Origin of the sequence: Streptomyces sp. TG1A-60 (assembly GCF_037201975.1) — a bacterium.
Lineage (GTDB): Bacteria > Actinomycetota > Actinomycetes > Streptomycetales > Streptomycetaceae > Streptomyces.
Genome location: NZ_CP147520.1, coordinates 6,898,544 through 6,914,141 on the forward strand (window position 1 = coordinate 6,898,544; position 15,598 = coordinate 6,914,141).

Here is a 15,598-nt window from a genome sequence, read left to right on the forward strand (position 1 = left end):
GGACACCGAACATGTACAAGCTCTTCTTCCGTTTGGTCTTCCAACGGATGGACCCCGAGCAAGCCCACCACCTGGCCTTCCGGTGGATCCGGCTGGCCGTCAGGATTCCCGTGCTGCGGACGTTCGTCGCCGCCGCCCTCGCGCCCCGGTACGAGGAACTGCGCACCGAGGCGTTCGGTCTGCGCATGCACGGCCCGTTCGGGCTGGCCGCCGGCTTCGACAAGAACGCCGTCGCGATCGACGGGATGTCGATGCTCGGCTTCGACCACGTCGAGATCGGCACGGTGACGGGGGAGGCCCAGCCCGGCAACCCCAGGAAGCGCCTGTTCCGCCTGGTCGCCGACCGCGCGCTGATCAACCGCATGGGCTTCAACAACGAGGGCTCGCTGGCCGTCGCGGCCCGTCTGGCCTCCCGCACGCCCGTTTTCAGAACCGTCGTGGGCGTCAACATCGGCAAGACCAAGGTCGTCCCGGAGGACGAGGCCGCCGGCGACTACGTGAGGTCCACCGAGCGCCTCGCCCCGTACGCCGACTATCTGGTCGTCAACGTCTCCTCGCCCAACACGCCCGGTCTGCGCAACCTCCAGGCCACCGAGGCGCTGCGCCCCCTGCTGACCGCCGTCCGGGAGGCCGCCGACCGCACGGTCCGCACGCGCCGGGTGCCGCTCCTGGTGAAGATCGCGCCGGACCTCGCCGACGAGGACATCGACGCCGTCGCCGATCTCGCCGTGGAACTCGGCCTGGACGGGATCATCGCCACGAACACCACCATCGCGCGCGAGGGGCTCGGTCTGACATCCGAACCCTCTCTCGTGAAGGAGACGGGCGGTCTGTCCGGCGCCCCGGTCAAGGCCCGCTCCCTCGCGGTCCTGCGACGCCTTTACGCGCGCGTGGGCGACCGGATCACCCTGGTGGGCGTGGGCGGCATCGAGGACGCCGAGGACGCCTGGCATCGCGTCCTGGCCGGCGCCACCCTGGTCCAGGGCTACAGCGCCATCGTCTACGAGGGTCCCTTCTGGGCGCGTGCCGTCCACAAGGGCCTCGCCGCCCGCCTGCGCGCCAGCCCGTACGCCACCCTTGCCGACGCGGTCGGCGCCGACGTGAGGAAGACGGTATGACGGAGCCCTTCGGCGCGCGGCTGCGCCGTGCCATGGACGAGCGCGGCCCGCTGTGCGTCGGCATCGACCCGCACGCCTCCCTGCTCACCGACTGGGGCCTGAGCGACGACGTCGCGGGCCTGGAGCGCTTCAGCCGCACGGTGGTCGAGGCGCTGGCCGACCGGGTGGCCGTCCTCAAGCCGCAGAGCGCGTTCTTCGAGCGCTTCGGGTCCCGTGGCATCGCCGTACTGGAGAGGTCCGTCCAGGAGGCGCGTACGGCAGGCGCGCTGGTCGTCATGGACGCCAAGCGCGGAGACATCGGCTCCACCATGGCCGCGTACGCCGAGACCTTCCTGCGCAAGGACGCGCCCCTGTTCTCGGACGCGCTCACCGTGTCGCCGTATCTGGGCTACGGATCCCTGAAGCCGGCCGTGGAACTGGCGCGCGAGAGCGGCGCCGGGCTGTTCGTGCTGGCGCTGACCTCCAACCCGGAGGGCGGCGAGGTGCAGCACGCCGTACGCGGCGACGGACGGAACGTCGGCGCGACGATGCTCGCCCATCTCGCGGCGGAGAACGCGGGGCAGGAGCCCTTGGGTTCCTTCGGAGCCGTCGTCGGCGCCACGCTCGGCGACCTTTCCTCGTACGATCTGAACATCAACGGACCTCTCCTCGCGCCGGGAATCGGCGCGCAGGGGGCCGCTCCGGCCGGTCTTCCAGCGGTCTTCGGGGCGGCCGTGCGCCATGTGGTCCCGAACGTCAGCCGAGGTGTTCTCCGTCACGGTCCCGACGTCGTCGCGCTGCGTGACGCCTCGGATCGTTTCGCGGACGAGATCCGGGCCGCGGTGGCCGCGGCCTGAGACCTCCGATGAGTGCTCCGACGGCACCCGCCGGGAAGCTCGAGTCTGAATACATTCTCAAATAGGGGGCAATATGCGACTTATGTCCGACTCCATGAAGGCTGACCAGGACTTTTCCGCTGTTCTCGCTGACTCTGGCGGAGTTGGCCGCTAGTCTCCGACGAGTGGGGGCACCCCCACACCCTCAAGGTAGTGGGGGAGAACGGGCAGGCGTGTTGCTCGTGGCTCCTCAGGTGTGGGGCGACTAGGTTCCTCACCGGTCCGTATCCGACAGTTCGACATCCGAGGTGACGTAGGCGTGGCTCTTCCGCCCCTTACCCCTGAACAGCGCGCAGCCGCGCTCGAAAAGGCCGCCGCGGCTCGCCGGGAGCGGGCCGAGGTCAAGAATCGACTCAAGCACTCCGGCGCCTCCCTGCACGAGGTCATCAAGCAGGGCCAGGAGAACGACGTCATCGGCAAGATGAAGGTCTCCGCCCTTCTTGAGTCCCTGCCGGGCGTGGGCAAGGTCCGCGCCAAGCAGATCATGGAGCGACTCGGCATCTCCGAGAGCCGTCGTGTACGCGGCCTCGGTTCCAACCAGATCGCTTCCCTGGAGCGTGAGTTCGGCAGCACCGGTTCCTGATCCCGGTACTCCGGGCAGGAAGTCCCGGGCAGCCCGGGATTGCTGGAATAATCGCTGCATGAGTGAACGTCCGCGGCTGACCGTGCTCTCCGGCCCCTCCGGGGTCGGCAAGAGCACGGTCGTCGTCCATATGCGCAAGGCACACCCCGAGGTCTGGCTGTCGGTGTCGGCGACGACCCGCAGGCCGCGCCCTGGTGAGCAGCACGGAGTCCACTACTTCTTCGTCACCGACGATGAGATGGACAAGCTGATCGCCAACGGCGAGCTGCTGGAGTGGGCCGAGTTCGCCGGCAACCGCTACGGCACTCCACGGGCCGCCGTGCTCGAACGCCTGGAGCGGGGCGAACCGGTCCTGCTGGAGATCGACCTCCAGGGTGCGCGGCAGGTCCGCGAGACCATGCCCGACGCCCAGCTGGTGTTCCTGGCTCCTCCCTGCTGGGACGAGCTGGTGCGCAGGCTCACCGGGCGGGGCACCGAACCGCCCGAGGTGATCGGGCGTCGCCTGGAGGCGGCCAAGATCGAGCTGGCGGCCGAGCCGGAGTTCGACCTGACCTTGGTCAACACCTCCGTCGAGGATGTGGCGCGGGAGCTGCTAGCCTTGATGGACGTTGTGTGATCGTGACGGCTCGCGCTCATCGAGCGGGCCGGTCACACCACCAGAATCTTTCCCATCCATCGGAAGGTAGAGCGTGTCCTCTTCCATCTCCGCGCCCGAGGGCATCATCAACCCGCCGATCGACGAGCTCCTCGAGGCCACCGACTCGAAGTACAGCCTCGTGATCTACGCGGCCAAGCGTGCCCGCCAGATCAACGCGTACTACTCGCAGCTCGGCGAAGGTCTCCTTGAATACGTCGGTCCGCTCGTGGACACCCACGTGCACGAGAAGCCGCTCTCGATCGCCCTGCGCGAGATCAACGCGGGTCTGCTGACGTCCGAGGCCGTCGAGGGCCCCGCATAAGTCGTATGTGCAGATCGCAGTAGGTTTTTCCACAGGCCCGGCAGCGCGACTGCCGGGCCTGTGGTGTGTCATGGAGTCGTACGTTTCCGAGTGCGGGGAGGCACAGTGGGCAAGCCGAAGGTCGTTCTGGGGGTCAGCGGCGGCATCGCCGCCTACAAGGCGTGCGAGCTGCTGCGTCGGCTGACCGAGTCCGGGCACGACGTCCGGGTCGTGCCGACCGACTCCGCGCTCCACTTCGTCGGCGCCGCCACCTGGTCCGCGCTCTCCGGCAACCCGGTCTCCACCGAGGTCTGGGAGAGCGTCCACGAGGTGCCACACGTCCGCATCGGCCAGGAGGCCGACCTGGTGGTCGTGGCCCCGGCGACCGCCGACATGCTGGCCAGGGCCGCCCACGGTCTCGCCGACGACCTCCTCACGAACACCCTCCTCACGGCCCGCTGTCCGGTCGTCTTCGCCCCCGCCATGCACACCGAGATGTGGGAGCACCCGGCCACCCAGGAGAACGTGGCCACGCTCCGCCGCCGGGGCGCCCTCGTCATCGACCCCGCCGTGGGCCGGCTGACCGGCGCCGACACCGGCAGGGGCCGGCTGCCCGACCCCGGGGAGATCTTCGAGGTCTGCCGCCGGGTCCTGGCCCGGGGCGTCACCGAGCCGGACCTCGTCGGCCGCCATGTCGTCGTGACCGCCGGCGGCACCCGCGAACCCCTCGACCCGGTCCGCTTCCTCGGCAACCGCTCCTCCGGCAAGCAGGGGTACGCCCTGGCCCGCACGGCTGCCGCGCGGGGCGCCCGGGTCACGCTGATCGAGGCCAGCACCGGGCTGCCGGATCCGGCGGGCGTGGACGTCGTACGGGTCGGCACAGCCGTCCAGTTGCGTGAGGCGGTGCTCAAGGCGGCGCCAGACGCGGATGTCGTGGTGATGGCGGCGGCGGTGGCGGACTTCCGCCCTGGGACGTACGTCACCGGCAAGATCAAGAAGAAGGACGGTCAGGAACCCGAGCCCATCGTCCTCATACGCAATCCGGACATCCTGGCGGAGATCTCGGCCGACCGCCCGCGCCTGGGGCAGGTGGTCGTCGGCTTCGCCGCCGAGACCGACGACGTCCTCGCCAACGGCCGCGCCAAGCTGGCACGCAAGGGGTGCGACCTGCTGGTGGTGAACGAGGTGGGGGAGCGCAAGACCTTCGGCTCCGAGGAGAACGAGGCCGTGGTGCTGGGGGCGGACGGGAGCGAAACCCCGGTGCCCCACGGCCCCAAGGAAGCACTGGCCGAAACGGTGTGGGACCTCGTTGCGAGCCGACTCGACTGACTGTTCCGTTCGCGCCACGCCCCCCGCGAACCACGCACATTGGGGCGTGGCGCCTCTGGCGAACTCCGACGGCCATTGGGCAGAATGCAGGTGCCGCAGGTCACAGAGCTCCCGAGAGGCGAGACAGGTGGGCCGGTGGCTGAGCCCGACCGATAAACTGTTCTCGGACGACGCCGGGCGCAGCCCCCGAGCCCGTCCGCCAATGATCAGCCAGCAGCCGCTGCAACCCCAGGGAGCGTTGTGTCCCGTCGTCTGTTCACCTCGGAGTCCGTGACCGAGGGCCACCCCGACAAGATCGCCGATCAGATCAGCGATGCCATTCTCGATGCGCTCCTGCGCGAGGACCCCATGTCCCGCGTCGCAGTGGAGACGCTCATCACGACCGGCCTGGTGCACGTGGCCGGAGAGGTCACGACCAAGGCGTACGCGCCGATCGCCCAGCTGGTGCGCGACACGATCCTGGACATCGGCTACGACTCGTCGAAGAAGGGCTTCGACGGAGCGTCCTGCGGTGTGTCGGTGTCGATCGGCTCGCAGTCGCCGGACATCGCGCAGGGTGTCGACACGGCGTACGAGTCCCGGGTGGAGGGGGCGTCCCAGAGGCAACGGGGTGACGAGCTGGACCGTCAGGGCGCGGGTGACCAGGGTCTGATGTTCGGATACGCGACGGACGAGACGCCGACGCTGATGCCGCTGCCGATCTTCCTGGCCCACCGCCTGTCGAAGCGCCTGTCCGAGGTCCGCAAGAACGGCACGATCCCCTACCTGCGTCCCGACGGAAAGACCCAGGTCACCATCGAGTACGACGGCGACAAGGCGGTCCGCCTGGACACGGTCGTCGTCTCCTCCCAGCACGCGAGTGACATCGATCTGGAGTCGCTGCTCGCGCCCGACATCCGCGAGTTCGTGGTGGAGCCGGAGCTCAAGGCCCTTCTGGACGACGGCATCAAGCTGGACACCGAGGACTACCGTCTCCTGGTCAACCCGACCGGCCGTTTCGAGATCGGCGGCCCGATGGGCGACGCCGGCCTGACCGGCCGCAAGATCATCATCGACACGTACGGCGGCATGGCCCGCCACGGCGGCGGCGCCTTCTCCGGCAAGGACCCCTCAAAGGTGGACCGCTCCGCCGCGTACGCGATGCGCTGGGTCGCCAAGAACGTCGTCGCCGCGGGCCTCGCCTCCCGCTGCGAGGTCCAGGTCGCCTACGCCATCGGCAAGGCCGAGCCCGTCGGTCTCTTCGTCGAGACGTTCGGCACCGCCCAGGTCGACACCGACCGGATCGAGCAGGCCATCGACGAGGTCTTCGACCTCCGCCCGGCTGCCATCATCCGCGACCTCGACCTCCTCCGCCCCATTTACGGCCAGACTGCCGCGTACGGCCACTTCGGCCGCGAACTCCCCGAATTCACCTGGGAGCGCACGGATCGCGTCGACGCGCTGCGCGAGGCGGCGGGGCTGTAAGGCCCGCGGCTCTTCGGTTGTCCGGCGAGGCCCGGTGTCCCCTGGGGGCGCCGGGCCTCGCCGCGTTCATCGCCTCCCCGGAGATCCGGCGTGAAGGCGACGGATGCGCGAGTGCGGAGCGTCGTCGGTTGTCAGTGGGGTTTGGTAAGAATGCAGGCGTGAGCGGCGAGGACGGGACGAAGGACGGCGGCGCGGCGGGGGACGCGGGGCCGGAGCAGCTCGCGCTCGTTCGGGAGGCGGTCAGGAAGGCCGAGGTGCCGCGGGCGAAGCCGCGGACCTGGCGGGGGGCGCCGCTGGCGAAGGAGTTGCCCGTCGCTCGGGTGCTGGTCGACAAGGGTGTGCTGCATCTCGATCGGTACTTCGACTATGCCGTGCCGGAGGAGTTGGACGCTGTTGCCCAGCCCGGGGTCCGGGTTCGGGTGCGGTTCGGGGCCGGGGGGCGGAATGTCAGGCAAGGGCGGCGGGAGGGAGGCTCGCTGATCGACGGGTTTCTCGTCGAGCGGGTCGCCGCATCGGACTACGCCGGGCCGTTGGCCGCGCTCGCGCAGGTCGTGTCGCCGGAGCCGGTGCTGGGGCCCGCGCTGCTGGGCCTGGCGCGGGCCGTGGCGGACCGGTATGCGGGGAGTCTCGCGGACGTGGTGCAGTTGGCCGTGCCGCCCCGGCACGGTCGGGCGGAGGCCGTGCGGACGGATGGGCCGCCGGAGCCTCCGGTCGCACCCGAGCCCGGGTCCTGGCTGCGGTACGGGCGGGGTGCGGAGTTTGTGCGGGCGCTGGCCGACGGGGGTGCGCCTCGGGCCGTGTGGACCGCGTTGCCGGGGCCGGAGTGGGCCGAGGAGATCGGGCGGGCCGTGCAGGCGACACTGGCTTCGGGGCGAGGGGCGCTCGTCGTCGTACCGGCCGGGCGGCCCGCCGCTCGGGTCGACGAGGCACTCAGGGAGCTGCTGGGGGAGGGACGGCACGCGCTGCTGACCGCCGAGGCGGGGCAGGAGCGGCGGTACCGGGAGTGGCTGTCCGTGCGGCGCGGGGCCGTGCGGGCCGTGGTCGGGACCCGGGCGGCGATGTTCGCCCCGGTGCGAGAGCTCGGACTGGTAGTCATCTGGGACGACGGCGACACCGGCCACAGTGATGACAACGCCCCTTTCCCGCATGTGCGGGAGGTGCTGGAGCTGCGGGCCTCCCGGGACAGGTGCGCCTTCCTGCTGGGGAGTTGGAGTTGTACCGTCGAGGCCGCCCAGCTCGTCCAGAGCGGATGGGCCGCGCCGATCGTCGCCGGGAGAGAGCAGGTACGGGCCGCCGCGCCCCTGGTGCGGACCGTGGGGGACGGAGAGCTCGCGCGGGACGAGGCGGCTCGGGCGGCGCGGTTGCCGAGCCTTGCCTGGCAGGTCGCGAGAGACGGGCTGCGGGACGGGCCCGTGCTCGTGCAGGTGCCCCGGCGGGGATATGTGCCCCGGATGGCCTGTGCGCGGTGCAGGGAGCCCGCACGCTGCCGGCACTGCGCGGGGCCGTTGGAGGCGCAGGACGGCGCCGGGGCCCTGCTGTGCGGGTGGTGCGGGCGCGAGGAGGCCGGCTGGCACTGCCCGGAGTGCGGGGGCTACCGGCTGCGGGCCCAGGTCGTGGGGGCACGGCGGACCGCCGAGGAACTGGGGCGGGCCTTTCCGGCCGTGCCCGTACGGACCTCCGGGCGGGAGCACGTGCTGGACACCGTGCCGGGGACGCCCGCGCTGGTCGTGAGTACGCCGGGGGCCGAGCCGGTCGCCGAGGGCGGGTACGCGGCTGCCCTGCTGCTCGACGGGTGGGCCATGCTCGGACGGCCCGATCTGCGGGCCGGCGAGGACGCGTTGCGGCGCTGGATCGGTGCTGCCGCGCTCGTACGGAACCAGGGGGCCGGCGGCACGGTTGTCGTGGTGGCGGAGCCGACCCTGCGGCCCGTGCAGGCGCTCGTGCGGTGGGATCCGGTCGGGCACGCGGTGCGGGAACTCGCGGAGCGGGCGGAGCTGGGGTTTCCGCCGGTGTCGCGGATGGCCGCCGTGTCCGGGACGCCCCAGGCCGTGGCCGAGTTCCTGAGCGCGGTCGAACTGCCGCCTGATGCCGAGGTCTTGGGGCCCGTCCACGTGGCTGCGCCGGGAGCCGGGGGTGGCGCACCCGCGGCTGTGGGGAGGGCGCGACAGGTGGGGGCGCCGCCGACGGAGGAGCAGTGGGAGCGGGCGCTCGTTCGGGTGCCGCCGGGGAGCGGGGCGGCGTTGGCCGGTGCGTTGAAGAGGGCGCAGGCGGCGCGGATGGCACGTGGGGGGAGCGAGGGGGCACGGGTGTGGATTCGGGTGGATCCACTGGACATCGGGTGAGGACGCGGCGGGTTCGTCATCGGCGACGGACGGGCGCTCTTGGCTGCGGGTGCCGGGTGCGTCTGGCTGCGGACACCAGATGGCCTTCGTACGTGGGGGCTGTCTCCACGAGCAGGTCTCTGCCTCCCGGTCGGACACCGGGAGGCAGACGGGGCGGGGCCGGTCAGCCGTTGCGCGGGCCCGGGAAGGCCGTGGGCCTCACCTCATCACGGAGGGTGGGGCTGCCCGCTGTCGGCTGGGTCGGCATGTGCGCGGGCATCGGGGCCGACATCGAGCGGGCCGCGGGGACCGTGGGGATGCCGGAACCGACGTTGACGGCACGGGAGCCCTCGGGGTCTCCCGTGCGCTCCGCCTCCGCGGCGGCCTGGGCGGCGGCGCGGCGGGCGCCGTAACGGCGGTGTACGGCCTGTTTGGTGACCCCGAGGGCCGAGCCCACCGCGTCCCACGAGAAGCCGAGTGAGCGGTCGAAGTCCACGGCGGCCGTGACCAGGGTCTCGACACTGTCCCGCAACTCCTGGGCGAGGCGGACGGTCGGGGCGGGGGCGCGTCCGTAGACGACGAAGCCCGTGGAGGGGCCGGAGCGGCGCGGGCGGTAGACGTTGCCCAACTGGGCGGTGAGGGTGCGCAGTGCGTCCACCTGCCGGCGGACCCGCTCGATGTCCCGCACCAGCAAGTGCAGGCTGGCCCGAGCCTGGGCGTCGTGGGTTGCGTGGTCGGCCATGAACAAGCCTCTCGAACCGGCGTTGAAGATAAGGGATGTGCCGCGATTGCGGCCCGTGGTGTCAACTCTTTCTTGACCAACGCGAATTCGCTCCGCTGGTAACGGGGTGGGGGCGCGGGGGCATATGCGCGGAGCGCGTGGGGGAGGGTGCGCCCCCGCTGCCGCTGGGCTCTGACGGCGCCTCCCACCCGCGCACCGTCCGTTGCCCCTTGTCGCCGTCGCCGTCGCCGTCGCCGTCGCCGTCGCCGTCGCCGTCGCCGTCGCCGTCGCCGTCGCCGTCGCCGTCGCCGTCGCCGTCGGCGGCTGCGGCTGTGGCTGCTGAGCGTGTGTTACGGAGTGCGGGCTGTGGGCAGCGGGCTTGCGTCGCGGGGTCGGCCGGCGGCCGTGTCGTGAAGGTGTGGACCATAGACTGAGGTGTCGGTCCGTGCCATAGGCGTGGGTGTAAGAACTTCTTTCCGAGAGGCCGTCAGTCATCCATGAAGCTTGTCTTCGCTGGTACCCCAGAGGTCGCTGTCCCTGCGCTGGACGCGTTGATCGCGTCGGGGAGGCATGAGGTGGCCGCTGTCGTGACGCGGCCGGACGCGCCGGCGGGGCGGGGGCGGCGGCTGGTCGCGAGCCCCGTGGCGCAGCGGGCGGAGGAGGCGGGAATCGAGGTGCTGAAGCCGAACCGGCCGCGGGACGAGGCGTTTCTCGCGCGGCTCCGGGAGATCGCGCCCGACTGCTGTCCGGTCGTCGCGTACGGAGCCCTGCTGCCGCGGGTCGCCCTCGATGTGCCCGCCCACGGGTGGGTCAACCTGCACTTCTCCCTGCTGCCCGCCTGGCGGGGCGCAGCCCCCGTGCAGCACTCGATCATGGCGGGGGACGAGATCACCGGGGCCTCCACGTTCCTCATCGAGGAGGGGCTCGACTCCGGGCCCGTCTACGGGACGGTCACGGAGGAGATCCGGCCGACGGACACGAGCGGTGATCTGCTGACCCGGCTCGCCTTCGCGGGGGCTGGGCTGCTCGCCGCCACGATGGACGGGATCGAGGACGGGACGCTGAAGGCCGTGCCGCAGCCCGCCGACGGGATCACCCCGGCGCCGAAGATCACCGTGGAGGACGCCCGGATCGACTGGGCCACGCCCGCGCTGCGCGTCGACCGGGTGGTGCGCGGGTGCACGCCCGCGCCGGGGGCCTGGACCACGTTCCGCGACGAGCGGCTGAAGCTCATCCAGGTCGTGCCGGTGCCCGAGCGGACCGATCTCGCCCCTGGCGCGCTCGACGTCGGCAAGAACAACGTGTACGTGGGCACCGGGTCGTACGCCGTGGAACTGCTCTGGGTGCAGGCACAGGGCAAGAAGCCGATGCGGGCGGCCGACTGGGCACGCGGAGTGCGCATCGCCTCCGGCGAGCTCGTCGGAGACTGAGGCCGGGCGGTCGGCCGGGTCGGCCCAGCAGGCAGGGTCGCACCCGAGAGGCCCCCGAGGCCCCCGACAGTCCCGAGCGGCCCAACAGTCCCGAGCGGCTCAACAGTTCCGAGTGGGCCTGGCGGGCCCGAGCTGCCCGGTCCGCCCAACAGGTCCCCAGCCAGCCGACAGACCCAGGCACCCGGCAGATCCAGATCTCCGGGCCGCCGCAGGCCCAGGTGCCCGGCGCCCGGCGGCTCGCCTGCGCGGCGTACGCTGGGCATGGCATCTCATCCCGTATCCGGAGCACCTTTTCGTGAGTGAGCAGTCCCGTCGTCCGCGTAAGCCGGCCAAGCCGTACCGTCGCCCCCAGAAGGACCCCGTCCGCATGCTCGCCTTCGAGGCGTTGCGGGCCGTGGACGAACGGGACGCGTACGCGAACCTCGTTCTGCCGCCGCTGCTGCGCAGGGCGCGGGAGAGGGAGGGGCCCGACACGTTCGACGGGCGGGACGCGGCGCTGGCGACCGAGCTGGTGTACGGGACCTTGCGGCGGCAGGGGACGTACGACGCCGTCATCGCGGAGTGCGTGGACCGGCCGTTGCGTGAGGTCGACCCGCCGGTGCTGGATGTGCTGAGCCTCGGCGTGCATCAGTTGCTGGGGACGCGGATTCCCACCCATGCCGCCGTCTCCGCCTCCGTCGATCTCGCGCGGGTCGTGCTCGGGGACGGGCGGGCCAAGTTCGTGAACGCCGTGTTGCGCAAGGTCGCGCAGCACGACCTCGCCGGGTGGCTGGAGCGGGCCGCGCCGCCCTACGACGACGATCCGGAGGATCACCTCGCCGTCGTGCACTCGCATCCCCGCTGGGTCGTCTCCGCCCTGTGGGACTCCCTCGGCGGCGGGCGCGCCGGCATCGAGGAACTGCTGGAGGCCGACAACGAACGGCCCGAGGTGACGCTGGTCGCCCGGCCCGGACGGTCCACCACCGAGGAACTGCTCGTGGAGGAGTCCGCGGTGCCGGGGCGCTGGTCGCCGTACGCCGTGCGGCTCTCGGAAGGCGGTGAGCCGGGCGCCGTCGACGCCGTACGCGAAGGCCGTGCGGGTGTCCAGGACGAGGGCAGCCAGCTCGTGGCGCTCGCTCTCGCCCATGCCCCGGTGGAGGGGCCCGACAGGGCGTGGCTCGACGGGTGTGCCGGGCCCGGCGGCAAGGCCGCGCTGCTCGCCGCCCTCGCCGCCGAGCGCGGGGCCGTGCTGCTCGCCTCCGAGAAGCAGCCGCACCGCGCGGGACTGGTCGCGAAGGCGCTGGACGGCAACCCCGGGCCGTATCAGGTGATCGCGGCGGACGGCACCCGTCCGCCCTGGCGGCCGGGTGCGTTCGATCGGGTGCTGATGGACGTGCCCTGTACGGGGCTGGGGGCCCTGCGGCGGCGGCCCGAGGCCCGTTGGCGGCGGCGTCCCGAGGACCTGGAGAGGTTCGCCCCGCTCCAGCGCGCGCTGCTGCGGACCGCGCTGGAGTCCGTACGGGTCGGCGGTGTCGTCGGCTACGCGACCTGCTCGCCGCACCTTGCCGAGACCCGCGCGGTCGTCGACGACGTGCTCAAGCAGTACGGCGGCGCGGCCGGCCTCATCGACGCGCGGCCCCTGCTGGAAGGAGTACCGGCGCTGGGCGAGGGGCCCGACGTACAGCTGTGGCCGCATCTGCACGGGACGGACGCCATGTATCTGGCCCTCATTCGCCGGGTCGCATAGCCCGCCGGCCGTCCGCCCCGGGCAGGCCCTCAGCCCTGGCATGGCCCTGTGCTTCCGGCCCCGCGGCACTCCCCACGGGTTCCTCCGGCGGCTGTGTGCCCCCGTCCTCGTGGGCCAGCCGGTGTGGCCACCACACCTTCGGGCCGACGTCCAGGAACAGGGCGGTGACCAGGACGGAGCGTACGACGAAGGTGTCGAGGAGGACGCCCAGGGCGACGGCGAAGCCGATCTCGGCGAAGGCGACCAGGGGGAGGGTGCCGAGGGCGGCGAAGGTGCCGGCCAGGACCAGGCCGGCCGAGGTGATGACCGCGCCCGTGGTTGCCAGGCCCGTCACCACTCCCTTGCGGGTGCCCTGGTGTGTGGCCTCCTCGCGGATACGGGTGGTCAGGAAGATGTTGTAGTCGATGCCCAGGGCGACCAGGAACACGAAGACGAACAGCGGGAAGTCCGTCGACTCGCCCGCGTAGTCGAACAGATACCGGAAGGCGAGCGCGCTGATGCCCAGCGCTGCGGCGAAGGACAGGATCACCGTCGCGATCAGCAGGAGGGGGGCGATCAGGGCGCGGAGCAGGGCACAGAGGATCAGCAGGACCACGACCAGCACCAACGGGATGACCAGCATGTTGTCGCGGGTCGTCGCCTTGTCCATGTCCAGCAGGGCCGCCGTACCGCCGCCCACCTGGGCGTCGGCGCCGGGCACGTCGTGGACGGCGTCGCGGACCCGCTCCACGGTCTGCTTCGCGGCCTCGCTGTCGGCGGGGTCGGACAGGGTGGCCTCGAAGAGGACCTTGCCTTCGTGGACCGGTTCGGTGCCGGGAGGGCGGCCGAGGGAGTCTGCTACGACGCCGTCCGTCTCGGCGACCACGCGGCCCACATCCTGGGCCTGCCCCTGGTTGCTGATGATCACGAGGGGGTCGCCGCTGCCCGCCGGGAAGTAGCGCGCGGAGACCTCCTGGCCGACGACGGAGTCCCGTGTGCCGGTGAAGGCGTCCGCGTTGCCGATGCCCTCCGCGCGCAACTGGATCAGGCCCAGCGAGCACAGGGCGAGGGCGGCGGCCGTGGCGACCCAGACCATCCGGGGGCGGCGGGCGAAACGGCGGCCCATACGGGCCCACACACCACGCTCGGTGGGGTCGGCGTCGCCCAGGTGCGGGATCACCGGCCAGAAGATCCAGCGGCTGAAGATCACCAGCAGGGCGGGGAACAGGGTCGTCATCGCGAGGAGGGCGACCGCGACGCCGATCGCCGCCACCGGGCCCAGCCCCCTTGTCGAGTTCATCTCGGCGGCCAGCAGCACCAGCATGCTCAGGACGACCGTGGCGCCGGACGCGAGTACCGCCGGGCCCGCGCGGTGCAGGGCCAGGGCCATCGCCTCGTGACGGTCCTCGTGACGGCGCAGTTCCTCGCGGTAGCGGGCCACGAGCAGCAGGGCGTAGTCGGTGCCCGCGCCGAAGACGAGGACGGTGAGGATGCCCGCGCTCTGGCCGTTCACGGTCAGGCCGGCGTGCTCCGCCAGCAGATAGATCAGTGCCTGGGCCGTGGACAGGGCGGCGATGACCGTGAGCAGCGGCACAAGGAGCAGTGTCGGACTGCGGTAGGTCAGCAGAAGCATCACGATGACGACGGTCATCGCCGCCAACAGCAGCGTGGAGTCGATGCCCTCGAACGCCTCCGAGAAGTCGGCGGACATACCGCCCGGACCCGTGATGTGCACGGCGAGCCCGTCGCCGCCCTCCCCGACGTACTCCCGGATCGAGTCGACCGCCGGCGCGATCCGTTCCCAGCCCTTCTCGTCCATCGCGATCGGCACATGGACCTGAGCGGCCCGGGGGTCGGACTCACGGTCGTAGAGGGGGCCGCGGGTCTCGGCGCCGAAGATGCCGTGGTCGCGCAGTTCCCTGAGCTCCCGTACGTCCGCCTCGATCCGCGACCGGTCCTCGGCCGTGAGGCCGCTCTCGCGGGCGTAGACGACCACCGCCGGGATCTGCTCCGGCCGGAAACCCTCGGAGATCTCCAGGACCTGCGTGGACTCGGCCGAGCCCGGCAGCCAGGAGGCCGCGTCGTTGTCCTGGGCGTCGGTCAGCTTCGACGCGAACGGCGCGGTCAGCAAGAGCACCACCAGCCACAGCACCAGCACGGCCCACTTGGTCCGCCGCCCGCACACAAGGTGCCCGATGCCCCGGTCCCCGTTCATGAACACCCCCGCGACGGCTCCCCACGAGGGGCGCGGGGAGTCGCACGCTCAGCCGAGGACGGCCCGCGGCCGAAGTGCCACCCTTCCTCCCGCCCGGTACCGATGCCCGCAACCCCCGCAGGGCATGGCAGGCTTGCTCCATGGCCGCGCAGATCAACCCAAGCATCCTTTCCGCCGACTTCGCCCGTCTCGCCGACGAGGCGAAGGCGGCCGAAGGGGCCGACTGGCTCCATGTCGACGTGATGGACAACCATTTCGTCCCGAACCTCACGCTAGGTGTGCCGGTCGTGGAGTCCCTGGCCCGTGCGACTCGGACGCCGCTGGACTGCCATCTGATGATCGAGGCCCCTGATCGATGGGCGCCCCAGTACGTGGAAGCGGGTGCCGGTTCCGTCACCTTCCACGCCGAGGCCGCCGCCGCGCCCGTGCGGCTCGCCCGCGAGATCCGGGCCAAGGGGGCCAGGGCCTCCATGGCGCTCAAGCCCGCGACGCCGATCGAACCGTACGAGGACCTGCTGCCCGAACTCGACATGGTGCTGATCATGACGGTCGAACCGGGCTTCGGAGGCCAGGCATTTCTCGACATCATGCTCCCCAAGATCCGCCGGACCCGCGAGTTGATCAGCAAGCACGGCCTCGACCTGTGGCTTCAGGTCGACGGCGGCGTCGCCGCGTCCACCATCGAGCGCTGCGCCGAGGCGGGCGCCGACGTCTTCGTCGCCGGTTCCGCGGTGTACGGGGCGGACGATCCGGCCGAGGCGGTGCGTGCGCTGCGGGCCCAGGCGGAGTCCGCGACGGCGACGGCCGGCTGGGCCTGCGGCCACTGAATCACGGAGGTGCTGCCGTGCGAACGCCGAGGCGAGCGGGGGCGGGGCGTGCGACCACGGGGCCAAGGGAAC

Annotated in this window: 13 protein-coding genes; 11 read left to right on the plus strand and 2 right to left on the minus strand. The window is 71.8% G+C overall.

The window, feature by feature from the left end; all coding sequences use genetic code 11:
• The first annotated feature begins 11 nt into the window (after positions 1-11).
• The 8 genes from WBG99_RS30245 to WBG99_RS30280 all read left to right on the plus strand — a co-directional run bounded on the left by WBG99_RS30245 (position 12) and on the right by WBG99_RS30280 (position 8,649).
• Positions 12-1,118, plus strand: a complete 1,107-nt coding sequence (locus WBG99_RS30245) for a quinone-dependent dihydroorotate dehydrogenase (protein WP_338899346.1) — start codon at positions 12-14, stop codon at positions 1,116-1,118.
• Positions 1,115-1,954, plus strand: coding sequence for an orotidine-5'-phosphate decarboxylase (gene pyrF / locus WBG99_RS30250; protein WP_338899347.1), 840 nt, complete (start codon positions 1,115-1,117; stop codon positions 1,952-1,954). The genes WBG99_RS30245 and pyrF overlap by 4 nt, the downstream gene beginning before the upstream one ends.
• A 298-nt stretch (positions 1,955-2,252) precedes the next feature.
• On the plus strand, positions 2,253-2,576 hold the full coding sequence (locus tag WBG99_RS30255; protein WP_003977346.1) for an integration host factor: 324 nt from the start codon (positions 2,253-2,255) through the stop codon (positions 2,574-2,576).
• Between the two features lie 58 nt (positions 2,577-2,634).
• Positions 2,635-3,192: a guanylate kinase gene (gmk, locus tag WBG99_RS30260; protein ID WP_338899348.1), complete on the plus strand. Its 558-nt coding sequence runs from the start codon at positions 2,635-2,637 to the stop codon at positions 3,190-3,192.
• A gap of 73 nt (positions 3,193-3,265) precedes the next feature.
• Positions 3,266-3,535, plus strand: a complete 270-nt coding sequence (gene rpoZ / locus WBG99_RS30265) for a DNA-directed RNA polymerase subunit omega (RefSeq protein WP_005485492.1) — start codon at positions 3,266-3,268, stop codon at positions 3,533-3,535.
• A gap of 105 nt (positions 3,536-3,640) precedes the next feature.
• Entirely contained in the window at positions 3,641-4,843 is a 1,203-nt protein-coding gene (gene coaBC / locus WBG99_RS30270) for a bifunctional phosphopantothenoylcysteine decarboxylase/phosphopantothenate--cysteine ligase CoaBC (protein WP_338899349.1), read from the plus strand.
• A 240-nt stretch (positions 4,844-5,083) separates the two neighbouring features.
• Positions 5,084-6,307, plus strand: coding sequence for a methionine adenosyltransferase (gene metK, locus WBG99_RS30275; RefSeq protein ID WP_338899351.1), 1,224 nt, complete (start codon positions 5,084-5,086; stop codon positions 6,305-6,307).
• 158 nt (positions 6,308-6,465) lie between these two features.
• Positions 6,466-8,649 carry a primosomal protein N' gene (locus WBG99_RS30280; RefSeq protein ID WP_338899352.1) on the plus strand — a complete coding sequence of 728 codons (2,184 nt, stop codon included), beginning with the start codon at positions 6,466-6,468 and terminating at the stop codon, positions 8,647-8,649.
• A gap of 163 nt (positions 8,650-8,812) precedes the next feature.
• Here the strand turns inward: WBG99_RS30280 and WBG99_RS30285 are convergent, their stop codons facing one another.
• Complete coding sequence (locus WBG99_RS30285; RefSeq protein ID WP_338899354.1) at positions 8,813-9,370, minus strand: hypothetical protein; 558 nt, start codon at positions 9,368-9,370, stop codon at positions 8,813-8,815.
• Positions 9,371-9,846: 476 nt separating this feature from the next.
• Between WBG99_RS30285 and fmt the strand changes: the two genes are divergently transcribed.
• Both fmt and WBG99_RS30295 read left to right on the plus strand, forming a co-directional pair.
• Positions 9,847-10,779: a methionyl-tRNA formyltransferase gene (gene fmt / locus WBG99_RS30290; RefSeq protein ID WP_338899356.1), complete on the plus strand. Its 933-nt coding sequence runs from the start codon at positions 9,847-9,849 to the stop codon at positions 10,777-10,779.
• A gap of 295 nt (positions 10,780-11,074) precedes the next feature.
• Positions 11,075-12,505, plus strand: a complete 1,431-nt coding sequence (locus tag WBG99_RS30295; RefSeq protein ID WP_338899358.1) for a transcription antitermination factor NusB — start codon at positions 11,075-11,077, stop codon at positions 12,503-12,505.
• Here the strand turns inward: WBG99_RS30295 and WBG99_RS30300 are convergent.
• Positions 12,486-14,699, minus strand: coding sequence for an MMPL family transporter (locus tag WBG99_RS30300; protein WP_338899359.1), 2,214 nt, complete (start codon positions 14,697-14,699; stop codon positions 12,486-12,488). The two genes, WBG99_RS30295 and WBG99_RS30300, sit on opposite strands and share 20 nt — an antisense overlap.
• Positions 14,700-14,839: 140 nt before the next feature.
• Between WBG99_RS30300 and rpe the strand changes: the two genes are divergently transcribed.
• A complete protein-coding gene (gene rpe / locus WBG99_RS30305; protein WP_338899361.1) occupies positions 14,840-15,526 on the plus strand; it encodes a ribulose-phosphate 3-epimerase in 687 nt (228 codons plus the stop codon).
• Positions 15,527-15,598 lie beyond the last annotated feature (72 nt).

Bases quoted from the DNA above. Each gene is read 5' to 3' on its own strand.
- WBG99_RS30245 (WP_338899346.1), top strand. From the start codon at position 12: ATGTACAAGCTCTTCTTCCGTTTGGTCTTCCAACGGATGGACCCCGAG.
- pyrF (WP_338899347.1), top strand. From the start codon at position 1,115: ATGACGGAGCCCTTCGGCGCGCGGCTGCGCCGTGCCATGGACGAGCGC.
- gmk (WP_338899348.1), top strand. From the start codon at position 2,635: ATGAGTGAACGTCCGCGGCTGACCGTGCTCTCCGGCCCCTCCGGGGTC.
- WBG99_RS30285 (WP_338899354.1), bottom strand. From the start codon at position 9,370: ATGGCCGACCACGCAACCCACGACGCCCAGGCTCGGGCCAGCCTGCAC.
- fmt (WP_338899356.1), top strand. From the start codon at position 9,847: ATGAAGCTTGTCTTCGCTGGTACCCCAGAGGTCGCTGTCCCTGCGCTG.
- WBG99_RS30300 (WP_338899359.1), bottom strand. From the start codon at position 14,699: ATGAACGGGGACCGGGGCATCGGGCACCTTGTGTGCGGGCGGCGGACC.
- rpe (WP_338899361.1), top strand. From the start codon at position 14,840: ATGGCCGCGCAGATCAACCCAAGCATCCTTTCCGCCGACTTCGCCCGT.